The sequence below is a fragment of the Herbinix hemicellulosilytica genome, from assembly GCF_002904165.1.
GTDB lineage: Bacteria > Bacillota > Clostridia > Lachnospirales > Lachnospiraceae > Mobilitalea > Mobilitalea hemicellulosilytica.
Genome location: NZ_CVTD020000024.1, coordinates 32,113 through 48,823 on the forward strand (window position 1 = coordinate 32,113; position 16,711 = coordinate 48,823).

The window sequence follows — 16,711 nt, forward strand, 5'->3', positions numbered from 1 at the left end:
TGAAGATATTATTTTATGATTAAGTTATTATGAAGAAAACAAATATACTCGAAAGACAACTTCTTTTAAATATGCTGAATTAAATAATAAGAACACCTGCAATAATTTATACTTGTAAAATCGGTTATATACTACATATCTGAATTACCAAATAAACTATGGCAGGTGTTCGTTACATCATGGTTATTTATTTATCTTAATCTTATGAAGAACTGTATTTATTAAGCCAGTCATTTACCTGTATCATATAAGCCATAAGCTGCGGTGATGCCATTAACTGGCCGAACCAAGGCTTACCGTATACAGCCGGAGCTTCCATAAATTTTTTAACCTTTTTCTTATCAATCAAGGGCCGGATAGGGGAATTGGGATCATTAACAATATCCAAAAATCTTTCCGTAAGCAATTTCTCATAATTGGGATGATATGTTTTTGGATACGGGCTTTTTTTGCGATTTATAATCTCGACCGGCAAAAGATCTTTACAGGCTTCTCTTAATAGTGCTTTTTCTGTCCCGTTTTTATATTTCATATCCCAAGGCACATTAAAAACATATTCGATTATTCTGTGGTCGGCAAAAGGAACCCTTGCCTCCAGCCCGCTGTACATACTTGCTCTGTCCATTCTGTCAAGAAGTGTTTGCATAAACCACTTTATATTAAGGTATGTTATTTCCCTTCTCTTCTTTTCCTCCAGACTTTCACCGGCAAGATACGGTACCTCTTTTGCAGACTCGTCATATCTGGCCGATACATAATCCTCAATATTAAGTTCATTAATAAAATCATCCGCCAAAAGGGCCGTTCTTGCCGACAAGTCCTTTGACCACGGAAACCCTTGCGCCCACAAAAGTTCTTTTCTGTAAAACCAAGGGTATCCTCCGAAAATCTCATCGGCACACTCACCGGTTAAAGCTACCTTGTTATGCTTTTTTACCAGAGAGCAAAAATACAAAAGCGAAGCATCAATATCGGCCATACCCGGCAAATCTTTAGCATCTACAGCTTCATAGAGCAAATCGGCGAGCTTTCTTTCGTCACATTCAAGATAAGTATGGTTTACTTCATATTTTGAACGCATTTTATCTATATAAGGCCTATCCCTTTCAGGCTGGAAAGCATTGGACTGAAAATAAATATCATTGTCTTTAAAATCAAAAGAAAATGTATTTAGCTTTAACCCTTTTTCAGACAAATAATCGGACGCTACGGCAGTTACAATACTTGAATCAATACCTCCGGATAAAAAACTGCATACCGGCACATCGGAAACCATCTGTCTTCTTATAGCATCCCGTACCAAATAAGATACCTTATCAAGAGTATCTTCATAAGTATCCGTATGTTCTTTGCTTTCAAGTTCCCAATACCGGAAAAAAGCCATGCCTGCTTTTGAAAAAACGGCATAATAACCGGGTTTTATCTCATTTATACCGACAAATACACCGTTTCCGGGAGTACGGGCAGGCCCCATACCGAATATTTCTCTGTAACTGTTTATATCAATCTCAGGCTCTATATCAGGATGGCAAAAAAGGGCCTTTATTTCGGACCCGAAAACAAGAGTCTGATTTTTAATACTGTAAAACAAAGGCTTTACCCCGACCCGATCCCGGTACAAAATGAGGCTTTCCTTTTTTCCGTCCCATATTGCAAAGGCAAAAATACCGTTTAATTTGCTTACAAAATCTTTTCCGTAATGTATATATGCATATAGAATAACTTCGGTATCAGTTGTTGTTTCGAATATAAATCCTGCTTTTTTCAACTCAGGAGTAAGCTCTTCGGTATTATATATTTCCCCGTTATAAACAATTGCATAATCATGCTCGTCTATGGTCCTTATAATCGGCTGTTTGCCAAAGCACTGGTCTCTTATGGAAAGGCGGCTGTGGCTTAATCCGACATATTTTCTTAAATATTCACCCGAATCGTCTTTTCCGCGGTGAGCAATTGATTTTCTCATTTTTATTAATGTATCCGTCCAATATTCGGGATACTTTGTATAATCCAAATTAAAATTGCAAAATCCGGCTATTCCGCACATATATAGCACCTCTTTCTTTCAATAAATCTAGGACTACAGTTTTTAATACGCCTAATAGTCGATTATGAACTTTTAAATTTAAATGCCCTAATAACGGGCAGGAATACCCTCCAAGCGAATTAAAAAGTTGCTATAGGCATATCTTACATCCTATAATTTCTTATTATTATCCGCTATAATAAATAAAAGGCGTCCTCTTAATCATTCTTTCAAATGATTAAGTGAACGCCATTGTTACACAATATTTATATATGCACGAAAAATAAATTGTAGACCGGATTTTAATGAATTTTTGATCAAATAAAGTAATATTTTATAATCTATTCTTGTATCTTATCCTATTAATTATCACCCAATCACCTGTCACCTAAGGCAGCTTCAAGCAATCCCACAAATAAAGGATGAGGCCTATTGGGACGGCTTTTAAATTCCGGATGATATTGCACACCTATAAAAAATCTGTTCACAGGCAATTCCACTGCCTCTACCAGATGTCCGTCCGGAGAAGTTCCGCAGATAACCATGCCATGTTCAGCGAATGTTTCTCTGTAATTATTGTTAAATTCATATCTGTGCCTGTGCCGTTCGCTGATTAAATCCTCTTTATATAAACTCTTAAGCAAGCTTCCGTCTTTGATTTTGCAAGGATATGCCCCAAGCCTCATGGTGCCTCCTTTATGGGTTATACCGACCTGTTCTTCCATAAGGTCAATTACCGGATGAGGGGAGTCGGTAAATTCTGAAGAATTGGCACCGGCTAGCCCGCAAACGTTACGGGCAAATTCGATAACGGCAATCTGCATGCCAAGGCAAATTCCCAAATAAGGAATATTGTTTTCTCTCGCATACCGGCATGTGGTGATTTTTCCTTCAATTCCCCTGTCGCCAAATCCTCCCGGTATAATAATGCCGTCAACACCCTGAAGCTGCTCTCCTACATTTTCCGGTGTTATATCCTGGCTTTCAATCCATTTGATTGTAACTTTTGAACCGGTGTGGAAGCCGGCATGATTTAAACTTTCTATAATAGAAAGGTAAGCATCATGAAGTTTTACATATTTACCGACAATGGCTATGACAACTTTTTTATCCACAGACTTTATTTTCTTAATCATGCTGTTCCATTCGGTCAAATCCGGTTTTTCGGTCTGAAGCTTAAGCTTGCGGCATACCACTTCATCAAGCCCCTTTTCATGAAGCATAATGGGAGCTTCATAAAGGCAAGGAAGCGTAAGGTTTTCGATTACGCAATCACGCTCTACGTTACAGAACAGAGAAATTTTTGCCTTGATACTGTCATCCAGTGGTTCATCGGTACGGGCTATTATTATATCCGGTGAAATACCTATGGAGCGCAATTCCTTAACCGAATGTTGTGTCGGTTTTGATTTGTGTTCATTGGAACCTTTAAGATAGGGAACCAAAGTAACATGAATGAAAAGGCAGTTATCACGGCTCTGTTCAAGAGAAATCTGCCTTATTGCTTCCAAAAAGGGCTGACTTTCAATATCACCGGTTGTACCGCCTATTTCGGTTATCAGCACATCCGCATTGCTCTTTCTTGCTCCTTCATATATAAAGTTTTTAATTTCGTCTGTTATATGTGGAATAACCTGCACCGTTTCTCCAAGATAACCTCCCTGACGCTCACGGTTTAAAACATTCCAGTATACCTTGCCGGAAGTAAGGTTTGAAAATTTAGTCAGGTCTTCATCAATAAATCTTTCATAATGGCCCAAATCCAGGTCGGTTTCTGCCCCGTCATCGGTAACGAAAACTTCTCCATGCTGAAACGGGCTCATTGTCCCCGGATCCACATTAATATACGGATCCAGTTTTTGTGCGGCCACTTTTAATCCTCTCTGTTTTAAAAGCCGCCCTAAACTTGCCGCAGTAATGCCTTTTCCCAAACCGGACACGACACCACCGGTTACAAAGATAAACTTCGTCATAGTATAACGCTCCTTTTTTATCCTGATGTTTACTAAATATCAGACTATAATACTTTTAATTTTCATACATTTTAAGAATCTCTTCCGCTATTTTCCTTCGTGTCACCCTAAGGTCCATTGCCTGCTTTTCAATGTATCTGTGAGCTTCAGGTTCGGAAAATGACAGCTGTGAAATCAAGATACATTTTGCCCGGTCAATTATACGAATATCTTCTATTTTCTGTACAAGTTTTTTATTTTCATTTTGAATTATTTTTACCCTTTTATGGGCTGCCGAGGCTATTTTTAACGCATTCCAAAATAAAGCTTTTCCTATGGGTTTTGCTATGGTGATAATGCCGTATTCTTCTACCTTGTGCGATATTTCATCAAACAATTCGGCTTTTACAAGTAAAATAACTTCACTGATCTTTTTTTCTGCTATATGCCTTGCAAGGCTTTCGCCAAACTCATCGGGAAGCGGTGTATTAACAATAATAAGGTCAAAATCTTTCTCAATTAGTACCCGTCTTGCTTCAGAAGCAGTAGGTATTACGGTAATTTCAGATATGGCCGCTTCCGTTAATATTTTGCGCAAATCCTGATTGTTTTTTTCAGAACATGAAATTATCAGCGCACTATCCATAGCATTCCCCCTTTCATATACTAAATTTCATATAACCTTAAAATAATTATTAAAGAAATAATCATGCTTATTGACTGCCTGTTGATTAGCTTCCAGTTCTAAGGTCTTCAAGTGAAGGAATCTTAATATAAGTTCTTCATTTAATGTACTTTTTACTAATTCAGAACCTTTGGCAAGGTTTAATGCCTCATCAAGCGTTTCGGGAAGACGAACCAGTGAATCGGTAATACTCTTGTCAGCCTGGTAAAGATCCACATTTATGCTGTCTTTCAGCTTTAATCCTTTTTCAATACCATAGGCCCCGGCACTGATTACAAGAGCAAACGCAAGATAAGGATTTGTCGAAGGATCGGGAGAACGCAATTCCATACGGCATCTTTCATTGTGAGCTGACGGAATTCTGATAAGCTGAGAACGGTTACTGTAAGACCATGAAACATACTTTGGTGCCTCAAAAGCTCCCAAACGATCGTATGAATTTGGCAACGGGTTTAAAAATGCGGTAATTTCGGGGGTTTTTTCAAGAATACCGGCTATAAAACTTTCCGTTACCCCGGAATATTCACTGTCACCCAATTTGAATATGTTTACCCCATTCCGAGAAAGGGACAGATTGATATGCAGACCGCTTCCGCTTTTATCCGGCAAAGGTTTCGGAAGAAAAGACGCAAACAGGCCGTTTCTTTGGGCAATAGTTTTAACCACCTGCTTAAAAGTAACTAAATTGTCTGCACAGCTTAATGCATCGGAAAACTTAAAATCTATTTCATTTTGCCCCGGCCCTTGTTCATGATGGGATGTTTCCGGTTTCAGACCCATTTCTTCAAGGCAAAGGCAAATCTCCCTTCTTACGTTTTCTCCTTTGTCCAGAGGTGAAACGTCCAGATAACCGCCGTTATCAAAGGGTATCATTGTAGGCTCTCCGTTTTCGTCTGTTTTAAACAGATAAAACTCACATTCCGCACCGACCATACAGGTGTATCCCCTTTGCTGGGTATGGGAGATAACCGATTTTAGAATTTGTCTCGTATCACCCCAAAATGCACTGCCGTCAGGATTTTTAATATCGCAGAAAAACCGGACAACCCTTCCTTGCTGCGGCCTCCATGGAAGTACTGAAAGTGTCGACGGATCCGGTACCAATAAAAGTTCCGAATTTGTTACGTCCGTAAATCCCCTGATTGCATGTGCATCAAAAGGAATTCCGTACTCAAACGCCATAGGCAATACATCCGGCATAACGGAAATATTCTTTTGCCTTCCAAACAAATCACAAAAAGCAAGCCGAATAAATTTAACGTCATTTTCTTTAATGAATTCCAATGCTTCGCTTACGGTTGCAGTCATATCCATCCCTCCTGTTTTTATATTTTTTTACTAAAAAATTACTATTAATATAATATCATAATTCCATTTGAATGTATTTAGCAAAAAATTTAATTCCATATATAAATATTGACAAATAGGAATTCCAAAAGAATTTTGAATATCCGAGAATAAAAGCGTGAGAGATTTCTTTTCAAATAATATTTTTATTATATGGTCAGTAATCCTGGAAATTTTCAGCTAAAATAAAAAAAGTCCATCACATAGTACCAAAATTAGACAATAAGCTTCTTAGGCCTATTATCCGGTACTATCTGATGAACGCCTTTGTTCACTTGAGATATTATAAAGTAATAAAAAAAACGTGTCAATAGGCTAAAAAATAAACATATAAAATATCCGTAATATATAAAGAACTGCCGCTTTTTTATTAATAACCGTTAAGCGGCAGTTCTTTAACTGTGTTTATACTACTCCCTGTGCAAGCATTGCATCCGCCACTTTGACAAAACCGGCAATGTTGGCGCCTGCAACAAGATTTCCTTCACAGCCGTACTCTTTGGCTGTTTCGCTTATACTTTTATATATGTTAACCATAATATTCCTTAATTTTGAGTCAACTTCCTCGAATGACCAAGGCAGCCTCATGCTGTTTTGAGTCATTTCCAATGAGGATGTTGCAACTCCTCCCGCATTTGCTGCTTTAGCGGGCGCGAAAAGAACTTTATTATTCATGAAAACTTCTATTGCTTCCGGTGTGGAAGGCATATTTGCACCTTCACCGACAGCAAAGCATCCGTTCTTTACAAGGATCTTGGCAGCTTCCCCATCCAGCTCATTCTGGGTTGCGCAAGGTAAAGCTATATCGCAAGGTACGCTCCAGATACCGGAACAACCTTCGTGGTATTCGGCTTTCGGATGAATATTTACATATTCTTTTATTCTCTTTCTCTCAATTTCTTTTATCCGTTTTACGGTATCCAGTTTTATACCTTCGGAGTCGTAGACATAACCGTTGGAATCACTCATTGCAACGACTTTTGCTCCCAGCTGCATTGCTTTCTCGGCAGCATATATAGCCACATTTCCCGATCCTGAGATAACAACTGTGGCACCGTCAAAGCCTTTCTGCTTATCGCGAAGCATTTCTTCAACAAGATAAATAAGCCCATAACCGGTTGCTTCTTTTCTTACCAGGCTGCCTCCGTAAGTTAAGCCTTTTCCTGTCAAAACTCCTTCGAAGGCATTTCTGATACGTTTGTACTGACCGAACATATAACCGATTTCCCTTGCGCCTACACCGATATCTCCTGCAGGTACGTCCGTATCAGGGCCTATGTGACGATACAGTTCTGTCATAAAGCTTTGGCAAAAACGCATGATTTCTCCGTCAGACTTGCCTTTGGGATCAAAATCGCTGCCTCCCTTACCACCGCCAATCGGAGTTCCTGTAAGGGAATTTTTGAAAATCTGCTCAAAACCCAAGAACTTTATAATTCCCAGATTCACCGAAGGATGAAAACGCAGTCCTCCTTTGTAAGGACCTATTGCACTGTTAAATTCAACCCGAAATCCCCTATTGACTTGTACTCTGCCTTGATCATCCACCCAAGGTACCCGAAAAATGATCTGCCTCTCCGGCTCAACTATCCTTTCTAAAATACCTGCGTTTTGATATTCAGGCCGTACTTGTAATAGCGGCTTCAAGGACTCCAAAACTTCTTTGACTGCCTGGTGAAACTCCGGCTCTCCGGGATTTCTTGCAATTACTTGATCAAGTACTTTTTGTATATATGACATATTTAATCCTCCTATTACAGAATTTTCCGCTATTAATTGGCCTTTTTTCTGACTTTTATGGCGGTATTATATCACAATATATATAATGATATCAATTTTTTTTTAAATAAAATGTATTTTTTTTAATGCTTTTTTTGCCGAAAGTTTATACCTGCATTTAAAAAACCCCGTATATTTAGGCAATTGCAGAGATTTTCATTATCTTTATATCCGTATTTATTTCATAATTAAAAACAGTATATGAATTAAAATTCATTCTTAAAGTTTAAATAAACAGAAAAATTATTTTGGATTTCTGGATAATATAAGTTTTTTTAGAAATACTATGGAAGGAGGTGTTAATAAATGATAACAAACGTTACATTAACTACTAAAGAGAGATATCTTCTTGAAGATCAAAAAACCCATGAAGAGCAATGCGTTTTAAAATACGACAACTACTCAAATCTGGCAACAGATACCGAACTTAAATCAATATTTAAGAACTTAAGCCAAAAAGAAAAAGAACACCTGCAAACCATCAATCAATTGCTGAACGGTGAAATTCCCTCTGTAAACCAAAGCAGTTCAGGCTCACAACAGCAGGGATCACAAACGCAAAATATGCAAATGCAAAATTCTCAATCAAACTCACAAATGCAGAACTCACAAGCGCAAAATTCACAAGCGTCAAACTCGCAGCAAAATCAGCAAGGACAAGCTCAGCAAGTCTCATCCGGCCAATCTTCAAGCGGTAGTTTTAACCTTACAGATAAAGAAATGTGCATTGATATGTTAAGTACGGAAAAGTATATTTCCGGAACCTACAATACCGCCATTTTTGAATTTAAAGACCCCAGAATAAGAGACGTGCTTAACCATATACAAAAAGAAGAGCAAAAACACGGTGAAACGTTATTTTTGTATATGCAAAGCAAAGGAATGTATAATTAACGTCTAATCCGCTTAAAGATTGAATATATTTTAACAAAATCTGCAACCGTTAAATTTTTTAATTTTTTAGTGAAAATAATAACAAATATCTTTACTAAAATAGGTTCTATCTGTTATAATTATCACGTAACAGAGTAATATTTTACTTAGTAATATTCAAAATTCTCATTGACTATTATTAAAAAAAGTAGTAATATTTAATCACTTTGTTAATTTATTAATTAACGAAATTTAAATGGGAGGATAAGTTTTATGAAAAAAATTATTTCATTACTTTTATGCGTTGGATTAGTTATGACAATGTTTACTGCATGCGGTTCCAAAGGCGTTAAGACCGGTCTTGCAGTAGTTACTACCGCAACCAGTTCAAAAGACGCTACCGCAGAATCTGACGGCCTTGCCCAGGTTGATTCAACTGCTGTTGCGGTTCTTGTTGACAGTAAGGGTGTTATTCAAAATTGTGCAATTGATGTAATTCAAACCAGATTTAACTTTAATGCTGCAGGTGAAATCACTACAGAGTTAGACAAAACATTTGTAAGCAAGAAAGAACTTGGAGATGCTTACGACATGAGAAAAGCTTCTCCTATAGGCAAAGAATGGTATGAACAGGCAGAAGCTCTTGAGAAATATGTTATCGGTAAGACCCTTGATCAGGTTAAAGGCATTGCCATTGATGATCACGGATATGTTACCGACGAAGATCTTGCCAGCTCAGTTACAATTAATATTGCTTCCATTATCAGCGCTATTGAAAAAGCCGTTAACAATGCAAAAGATTTAGGCGCAAAAGCCGGTGACAAATTAGGTCTTGGACTTATCTCCGGTGCTCAGGCTTCCGGTACAAAGAACGCCTCTGCCGAAGGAGACGGTTCTGTAACCGCTTATACACATTACGGCGTAATTACATTAGACAAGAACGGCAAGATTACCAGCAGTATTATCGATGCTTCTCAGTCTAAAGTATTTTTCAATGCCGAAGGAAAGATTACTTCCGACCTTACCGGACCTTTTGAAACCAAGATTGAGCTTGGCGATAGATACAACATGAGATCCGCTTCCGGTATCGGCAAAGAATGGTTTGAGCAATCTGAGGCATTCTGCAACTATATGAAGGGCAAGAAAGTTGCAGATATAACCGGTCTTGCATTGGATGGCGGTAAAGCTACCGATAAAGATCTTGTAAGCTCTGTTACAATTACTATCACTGATTTCTTAACAGTAGTTGATAAGGCCGCTAAGGTTGCAAAATAATATTTAAGTAGTATATAGTCATAACAGAATTATATAAGGGATTGCAAACACAACATATTTCTAAAATGTTTTGCAATCCCTTATTTTCTGTGTTATTCTAACCATATGGTTTAACCTTTATCCTAATAATTTTTCCGGAGTGTAAGATATGAAAAAATTAAAATTTACATTGCTCTTGTTAACCGTAGGGCTTACCCTCTCATCCTGCAACAAGGCACTAAAAAAATATGAGGGAAGTTTTCTTTTCCTATTTAATACTGTTACCGAAGTAATCGGTTATGCAAAAGACGAAGCCGCATTCAAGGAATTTGCCACTTTTATTCATGATGAGATGGAAACATATCATAAACTTTATGATATTTATAATTCATATGAAGGGATTAACAATATAAAAACAATAAATGATAATGCGGGTATACAGCCTGTGCAGGTAGACCAGAAAATAATTGATCTACTGAAATTTTCAGTTGAAGCTTACGAATTATCCAAAGGTAGAGTCAATATCGGTATGGGTGCCGTTCTTAAAATATGGCATGACTACCGCACTCAGGGTATTGATGATCCCTTAAATGCAAAACTTCCGCCTATGGAGCTTCTAATAGAAGCAAAGCAGCATACCGACCTAAATAATCTGGTAATAGACGAGTCCAATTCTACCGTATATCTTAAGGACAGTAAAATGAGCCTAGATGTCGGTGCCATAGCCAAAGGTTATGCAGTCGAACGTGTAGTACAGGCTGCAAAAGAAAAAGGATATACAGACTTTTTACTTAGCGTAGGTGGCAATGTCCGAGCTGTGGGTGCAAAAGGCAAAGAAAAGCTTTCCTGGAACGTTGGAATACAAAACCCCGATAAAAGCTCAGAACAAACCAGCTTATATACCCTTGCCCTAAAAGATATGTCCCTGGTATCCAGCGGAAATTACGAAAGGTATTACACAGTTGACGGTAAAATTTATCATCACATAATAGACCCCGATACTCTCATGCCTGCCGAATACTTTACGGCTATATCGATAGTCTGCGAAGATTCCGGCCTGGCTGATGCCTTATCGACAGCTATTTACTGTATGCCTTTTGATGAAGGCATAGCTCTTATTGAAAGCCTGGATGGCATAGAAGCCCTGTGGGTCTTTCCCGATAAAACCATGAAATACAGCTCAGGATTTGAATCATTTATAAAGCAGCAATAAAACAAGGGTGTTTCATATATCAGGCATTTAACTTAAAACATAATTATAAGCCGAAAATAATTTAGCCTAAAACCAAATTAATAATAAAGGGTATATAATATATTCATAAATCAACGGGATATAAGGTATAACCGAAATATACCGACAAAAATACACCTGCCGTATTTTGTACGTCTGGCGGCTAATCCGAATGACGTCCGTATTACGGCAGGTGTTCTTATACCTTTATTATATTATAAAATTATATTACCCCGTTGTTTTATATCCAAATGCGTTGTCACAAAAGTCACATCATTAGTCCTGTATCGGTATTAATGGTTGGCTTTATATTATTCCGCCAAATTATGAAAACCATCTTACAGGTCTTTGATCCAGCAGCGCCTGCGTTTATGCTGCCTGGTTTCATAGTGTCTCCAAAGCGCCAGGACCTGATGGTTTGTTTCCAGTTCGGGGCCGGTCTCCGCAAACTTTATGTTGTTTTTTCTGGCTGATTCGGTCATAGAGTGCAGCAAGACCGCTGTGAGCCCTTTATTTTGCATTTTCGGTACTACTCCGACCAGGAACAGGTCTAAAACTTCTGTGGTTGCGTATGGAGCCCTTAATATCCTGTACCAGCCAAACGGAAACAGTCTTCCGTTACTTTTCTTTACAGCCTTGTTCATTGAAGGTGCCGCAAGCCCGAACCCGACCAATTCGTCATTTTCATTCACAATAAATTTTACATAATCGGTATTTATTATTAAAATAAATTGGCGATAGTATTTCATAATCTGAGCCGGTGTCAGTTCCACAGTGCCGTACAGATGCTTGTATGCTTCATTTATAAGATCAAATACCTTAGGCAAAAAAGGCTTTATTTCTTTTTTTGACTTAGGTTCTATAAGCCTTAAATTATACCTTTTTAACACCAGTTCGGATAATTTACTTAACTTTTCATTGGGCTTTTCGGGCATCTTTATCTGATTTTCAATCCAGTCGATGTCTTTTCGGTATCCCAGGTTTTCCATGTGTTTAATATAATAGGGATGGTTATATATGGTGATAAACATCCCGTCTTCTTCAAATCCCTCTATAAGCATTCCTTCCTGATCCAAATCACAAAATCCGATAGGACCGTGTATTTGCGTTAAGCCTTCTGCTCTTCCCCACTCTTCTACTGCTTTAAATAATGCGGCTGATACTTCCGGATCATCAATAAAGTCCACTCTTGAAAACCTAATCCGTTTTGTCTGCCATTTCTTATTGGCCGCATCATTGATTATTCCGGCAATCCTGCCGACACATTTGCCGTCTTTAAAGGCCAAAAACTGCTTAACCCTGCAATACTCATATGCCGGATTTTTTTTCGGATCAAAATTTTTGTACTCATCGGAAACCAAATCCGGAATGGCCTGAGGAACGTCCTTATACATATCCGCATTAAAAGATGCGAAAAGCTTCCGTTCCTTTCTTGTTTTAACCTCTCTAACCTCTACCACACGCGTCACCCCTGTATAAATAAACTGTGAAACAGAATATAAATTCTGTTTCATAGTTTATTTTAAAATAAATTTTGGTGCAACGCAATCCAATTTGTCGATGATTTTAATTTTATGTCTGAAATTGTATTTAATTTTATATCATGCTTTTATAATGTCTTTTATACTTTCGCTTATTCTTCTTGCCACATAGGGATTATTCATGGTATACAGATGAATTCCGTCCACGCCGTGGGAAACTAAATCGACTATCTGATCGACTGCATAAGCTATTCCGGCTTCCCTGATTGCCTCAGGAGAATGTTCAAAACGCTGCATCATTTTTGTAAATTTGGGAGGAAGGCTGGCTCCACACAGTGTTACCATTCTTTCTATCTGAGCCTTATTGATAACAGGCATAATTCCGGCCTGTATAGGCACATCTATCCCTGCTTCCCTTGCCTTTTCAAGAAAATTATAAAAATATGAGTTGTCAAAAAAGAGCTGGGAAATCAGATGCTGTGCTCCGGCTTCCACCTTTTTTTTAAGATACATAATATCCTGATCCAGGTTCTCCGCATCCACATGCCCTTCCGGATAACAGGCGGCGGATATGTAAAAATCCCCTCTTTCTTTTATGTAATGTATCAGTTCGCTGGCATAAGAAAATTCCTTTTTCGGAGGGATATTAGGATTTCTGTCTCCCCTAAGGGCAAGTATATTTTTTATTCCATTATTTTTTAAAAGGTCAAGAATTTGATCTATCTCTTTTGATGTATAGTTAACACATGTCAGATGGGCAAGAGGGATAATACCGTATTTGCTTTGTATGGTAGAAGCAATATAATGATACCAGAAATTAAGACAGACAAAACGGCCAAAATAAGTTAGAATGGAACTATGGAAAAGAGAAGAAATTTTACACCGGAAGAAAAAGCAAAAATAGTGATTGAGGTCTTAAGGGAAGAAAGAACGCTGAATGAGATTGCTGCCGAATATGAAATACATCCGAACCAGCTAAGTCGCTGGAAGGCAGAATTCATAAGCAATGCAGGCAGAGTTTTCAGCAAGGAAACTGATGAAGTAGAGAAGGTCAAACAGTCGTATGAAAAGGAGAAGGACGAACTGTTTAAGCAAATTGGACAACTTTCATATGAGGTTGCCTGGCTTAAAAAAAAATCTGGCCGACTCTAAGTCCCGTGAAGACCGCATGAAGATGATTGACAGAGAAGAAAAGAAACTGAGCATCACAAAGCAAGCCGAACTGTTGGGAATTAACCGTACAAGCCTTTACTACAAGCCGGTTCCAGTAAATGATGAGGAATACCTGATTAAGCGTATTATTGATGAGATTTACACGGCTCATCCGGAGTATGGCTACCGCAGGATGACGAATATCCTGAACCGGGATTATCACATTCATATCAATCGAAAGCGAACCCGGCGTTACATGAGGGAAATGGGGATCCATGGTTTCTGTCCTGGACCTAATCTTAGCAAACGTCTGCATGGCAAGTATTTGTATCCGTATTTGCTGAGAGGCTTGAATATTGATCATCCAAACCAGGTATGGTCTATAGACATAACATACTGCCGGATGAAACGTGGTTTTATGTACATGGTAGCCATTATAGACTGGTATTCCCGGTATATTGTTGGATTTGAGTTATCAAATACTTTGGAAAGGACATTTGTATTAGAGGCAATAAAAAAGGCGATCAAACGGTACGGGAAACCTGAAATTATGAACAGTGACCAAGGTTCACAGTTTACCAGTGATGATTACATAAACTTACTAAAAAGTAACAATATAAAAATTTCAATGGATGGGAAAGGAAGAGCACTGGATAACCAAAGGATAGAGCGCTTCTTTCGATCTTACAAGTGGGAAAAGCTTTATCTTGAGGATTGCGAAACAGGGCACCAACTCCGGCAGATTACCAGGGATTATGTTGAATATTATAACAACCGGAGACCTCATCAGTCGTTAGACTACAAAACGCCAGCAGAGTATTATTTCGGGGTTTACAAACAGTTTCAGGCAGTCGTATAAAACCTTGGGGCTCTGCCCCAAACCCCGTCCTCGCCGGAAGGCAGCCGGTCTGTCATGACAGACCGGAAAGAAAAATGATGTATGTGTATTGGATGTCAAGGGTCAAGATGAACTCGCTTACGCTCGCCCTTGACATCCTCAGACATAGTAAATAAATGTAAAATATAGAAATTTAAAGAAAGGAGAATCTAACTTAGAAAAGCTGAAAAATTGTCTTGACAATGGGGGGCATTATACAATATCACAGGTTGAAGTATCCGCAGCATTGCCTCCGGCCCCATATGTGACACTGATAAAATCCGGCTTAAGGTCTTTTAAATCATCCAGGGTTTTATAAATTGTATCTATCGGGCTGGTTTTCTTGGGCGGAAATACCTCAAATGAAAAGACTACCTTATTTTTCCCAAACAATGATGATATCCGCATAAAGATGCTCCTTTCCTGCCGATGAAAAACTTTTTAACCAATTAAACAGGTAAGACATAATCCGGTCAAACTAAAAAAACTTTTAAATATTGTAGCTTTTGTGCCAGATTATGTCAAGAAAAGAAGCTTAATATAGCTCCCTTTCTATACCAACGATTTCCCCTTCCGTATTCCCTTCCACAAATCCTATTACGGTATCTATAATTTTATCCGCATGGGCATTGCTAGTTGTTACGCACGCAAACCCCAGAACAATACTTTGGTGAATATCCTGGTTTTCAACTTCTGAGATTGACACATTAAATTTATTTCTGACTTTTGAACATAAGCTTTTTACTATCATTCTTTTTTCTTTTAAGGAATGGACCCAAGGTACGTAAATTTTAATTTTAACTATTCCCACTACCATAACTTTTCCTCTATTCTAAAAATATTTATACCCACAAATTTACTATTTGTACTAAGTTAAGTCAAATGTATTTTTTATATTGTACTTTATTTAAAGTCTGCATCGACATACGATTTATATACATAAATGAATAAGCATTATATTATTGCACAAATTATCTATCAAAGAGCATTTAGTTTAATATCAACCATATTAAGGGATATAGTATGAATACGGAAAAAAGATTAACAAAAGCCTATAAAGAAGCTACTATTGAATATTTTGACAAAGATTCAAAATATATTATCTTTAGCGATATACACCGCGGTGACGACAGTGTATCCGATGAATTTGCCCGTAATCAGGCGATTTTTCTTCATGCCCTGAATCATTATTACAATAACGGCTATATTTTGGTGGAAGCCGGGGACGGGGATGAATTATGGGAACATAAGAATTTTAAACATATCCGCCTTGCCCATAAAGATGTTTTTATAGCTATGAAAAAATTTCATGATGAAGGACGGCTCAGAATCCTTTACGGAAATCACAATATATTTCTGAAAAATTTGGATTATGTACGGAATAATTATTACCAATTTTATGACGAATACGAGCAAAAAAAGGTAGATCTTTTTAAAGGTTTAAAACCTATTGAAGCACTGGTTTTAAAACACCGCGTAACCGATCAGGAAATTTTAATTGTCCACGGCCATCAGGGAGATTTTATTAATGACCAGTTCTGGTATGTATCCATGCTTCTTTTACGCTACTTTTGGAGGTTCTTGCATGTCGTCGGTTTTGAAAACCCTTCCAGTCCCGCCAGGAATATGTACAAAAGGCATAAGGTCGAAAAAAATTATAACAAATGGATAAAAAAACATAAAATTATGTTAATCTGTGGCCATACCCACAGGGCTAAATTCCCCAAAAAAGGCGAACTTCCGTATTTTAATACCGGCTGCTGCATTAATACCAGAGGTATTCCGGGTATCGAAATCGCAAACGATCAAGTTTTGATGGTCGACTGGAGAATAAAAGCCGATGACAGTGGAGTCATGCATATAGAAAGAACCGTGGTAAGAGGGCCGGAACCTATAGAAATTTATGATATAAGGAACACAAACATTAACACCGTAAAAACCCCTACCATGCAAATGCAATAACCTGGATTTAACGGATAAAATCAAGGCATTATTTTTAAAATACCCATATAATATAATTAGAGAAGAAACTTTACTTAAAATTTGTATTGAGT

13 protein-coding genes and 1 pseudogene are annotated in these 16,711 nt (G+C 37.9%); 5 read left to right on the top strand and 9 right to left on the bottom strand.

Translation table 11 applies throughout. The features are described from left to right. Positions 1 to 202: 202 nt before the first annotated feature. The 5 genes from asnB to gdhA form a co-directional block, all read right to left on the bottom strand. Positions 203 to 2,047, bottom strand: coding sequence for an asparagine synthase (glutamine-hydrolyzing) (asnB, locus tag HHT355_RS10455; protein WP_103203400.1), 1,845 nt, complete (start codon positions 2,045 to 2,047; stop codon positions 203 to 205). A 356-nt stretch (positions 2,048 to 2,403) separates the two neighbouring features. Next, positions 2,404 to 3,999: a CTP synthase gene (locus HHT355_RS10460; protein WP_103203401.1), complete on the bottom strand. Its 1,596-nt coding sequence runs from the start codon at positions 3,997 to 3,999 to the stop codon at positions 2,404 to 2,406. A 55-nt stretch (positions 4,000 to 4,054) separates the two neighbouring features. Beyond that, the gene (locus HHT355_RS10465; RefSeq protein WP_103203402.1) at positions 4,055 to 4,624 is read right to left on the bottom strand and encodes an ANTAR domain-containing response regulator; all 570 of its coding nucleotides are present in this window, start codon (positions 4,622 to 4,624) and stop codon (positions 4,055 to 4,057) included. A gap of 27 nt (positions 4,625 to 4,651) precedes the next feature. Further along, on the bottom strand, positions 4,652 to 5,971 hold the full coding sequence (locus HHT355_RS10470; protein WP_103203403.1) for a glutamine synthetase family protein: 1,320 nt from the start codon (positions 5,969 to 5,971) through the stop codon (positions 4,652 to 4,654). A 444-nt stretch (positions 5,972 to 6,415) separates the two neighbouring features. Further along, on the bottom strand, positions 6,416 to 7,750 hold the full coding sequence (gene gdhA / locus HHT355_RS10475) for an NADP-specific glutamate dehydrogenase (RefSeq protein ID WP_103203404.1): 1,335 nt from the start codon (positions 7,748 to 7,750) through the stop codon (positions 6,416 to 6,418). A 345-nt stretch (positions 7,751 to 8,095) separates the two neighbouring features. On the opposite strand from gdhA, the gene HHT355_RS10480 reads away from it, so the two are divergent. The 3 genes from HHT355_RS10480 (at position 8,096) to HHT355_RS10490 (ending at position 11,129) form a co-directional block, all read left to right on the top strand. After that, entirely contained in the window at positions 8,096 to 8,683 is a 588-nt protein-coding gene (locus HHT355_RS10480; RefSeq protein ID WP_103203405.1) for a spore coat protein, read from the top strand. Between the two features lie 252 nt (positions 8,684 to 8,935). After that, positions 8,936 to 9,937, top strand: a complete 1,002-nt coding sequence (locus HHT355_RS10485) for a hypothetical protein (protein ID WP_103203406.1) — start codon at positions 8,936 to 8,938, stop codon at positions 9,935 to 9,937. Between the two features lie 148 nt (positions 9,938 to 10,085). Continuing rightward, complete coding sequence (locus tag HHT355_RS10490) at positions 10,086 to 11,129, top strand: FAD:protein FMN transferase (RefSeq protein ID WP_170124953.1); 1,044 nt, start codon at positions 10,086 to 10,088, stop codon at positions 11,127 to 11,129. A gap of 356 nt (positions 11,130 to 11,485) precedes the next feature. On the opposite strand, the gene HHT355_RS10495 is transcribed toward HHT355_RS10490, so the two are convergent. Both HHT355_RS10495 and HHT355_RS10500 read right to left on the bottom strand, forming a co-directional pair. Next, the gene (locus HHT355_RS10495; protein ID WP_103203407.1) at positions 11,486 to 12,607 is read right to left on the bottom strand and encodes a hypothetical protein; all 1,122 of its coding nucleotides are present in this window, start codon (positions 12,605 to 12,607) and stop codon (positions 11,486 to 11,488) included. Positions 12,608 to 12,748: 141 nt separating this feature from the next. Beyond that, positions 12,749 to 13,504 carry a methylenetetrahydrofolate reductase gene (locus HHT355_RS10500; protein WP_103203408.1) on the bottom strand — a complete coding sequence of 252 codons (756 nt, stop codon included), beginning with the start codon at positions 13,502 to 13,504 and terminating at the stop codon, positions 12,749 to 12,751. Between HHT355_RS10500 and HHT355_RS10505 the strand changes: the two genes are divergently transcribed. Further along, positions 13,487 to 14,639 (top strand): IS3 family transposase gene (locus tag HHT355_RS10505; RefSeq protein ID WP_456298587.1). Its coding sequence is split into 2 segments (ribosomal slippage): positions 13,487 to 13,758 and positions 13,757 to 14,639, totalling 1,155 coding nucleotides; the frame shifts between segments, so codons are not numbered across the junction. The two genes, HHT355_RS10500 and HHT355_RS10505, sit on opposite strands and share 18 nt — an antisense overlap. Before the next feature lie 237 nt (positions 14,640 to 14,876). On the opposite strand, the pseudogene HHT355_RS10510 reads toward HHT355_RS10505, so the two are convergent. Beyond that, positions 14,877 to 15,065: pseudogene (locus HHT355_RS10510) on the bottom strand (methylenetetrahydrofolate reductase); the annotation flags it as partial. A gap of 127 nt (positions 15,066 to 15,192) precedes the next feature. Then, on the bottom strand, positions 15,193 to 15,474 hold the full coding sequence (locus HHT355_RS10515) for a DUF503 domain-containing protein (protein ID WP_103203410.1): 282 nt from the start codon (positions 15,472 to 15,474) through the stop codon (positions 15,193 to 15,195). A gap of 206 nt (positions 15,475 to 15,680) precedes the next feature. Here HHT355_RS10515 and HHT355_RS10520 point away from each other — a divergent pair, with 206 nt between their 5' ends. Then, the gene (locus HHT355_RS10520; RefSeq protein WP_103203411.1) at positions 15,681 to 16,619 is read left to right on the top strand and encodes a metallophosphoesterase family protein; all 939 of its coding nucleotides are present in this window, start codon (positions 15,681 to 15,683) and stop codon (positions 16,617 to 16,619) included. Positions 16,620 to 16,711: the final 92 nt, after the last annotated feature.

What these genes read in the sequence shown, in the direction of transcription:
- asnB (WP_103203400.1), bottom strand. Translation starts at nt 2,047, where the DNA reads ATGTGCGGAATAGCCGGATTTTGCAATTTTAATTTGGATTATACAAAG.
- HHT355_RS10465 (WP_103203402.1), bottom strand. Translation starts at nt 4,624, where the DNA reads ATGGATAGTGCGCTGATAATTTCATGTTCTGAAAAAAACAATCAGGAT.
- HHT355_RS10485 (WP_103203406.1), top strand. Translation starts at nt 8,936, where the DNA reads ATGAAAAAAATTATTTCATTACTTTTATGCGTTGGATTAGTTATGACA.
- HHT355_RS10480 (WP_103203405.1), top strand. Translation starts at nt 8,096, where the DNA reads ATGATAACAAACGTTACATTAACTACTAAAGAGAGATATCTTCTTGAA.
- HHT355_RS10515 (WP_103203410.1), bottom strand. Translation starts at nt 15,474, where the DNA reads ATGGTAGTGGGAATAGTTAAAATTAAAATTTACGTACCTTGGGTCCAT.
- HHT355_RS10470 (WP_103203403.1), bottom strand. Translation starts at nt 5,971, where the DNA reads ATGACTGCAACCGTAAGCGAAGCATTGGAATTCATTAAAGAAAATGAC.
- HHT355_RS10460 (WP_103203401.1), bottom strand. Translation starts at nt 3,999, where the DNA reads ATGACGAAGTTTATCTTTGTAACCGGTGGTGTCGTGTCCGGTTTGGGA.
- HHT355_RS10520 (WP_103203411.1), top strand. Translation starts at nt 15,681, where the DNA reads ATGAATACGGAAAAAAGATTAACAAAAGCCTATAAAGAAGCTACTATT.
- HHT355_RS10490 (WP_170124953.1), top strand. Translation starts at nt 10,086, where the DNA reads ATGAAAAAATTAAAATTTACATTGCTCTTGTTAACCGTAGGGCTTACC.
- gdhA (WP_103203404.1), bottom strand. Translation starts at nt 7,750, where the DNA reads ATGTCATATATACAAAAAGTACTTGATCAAGTAATTGCAAGAAATCCC.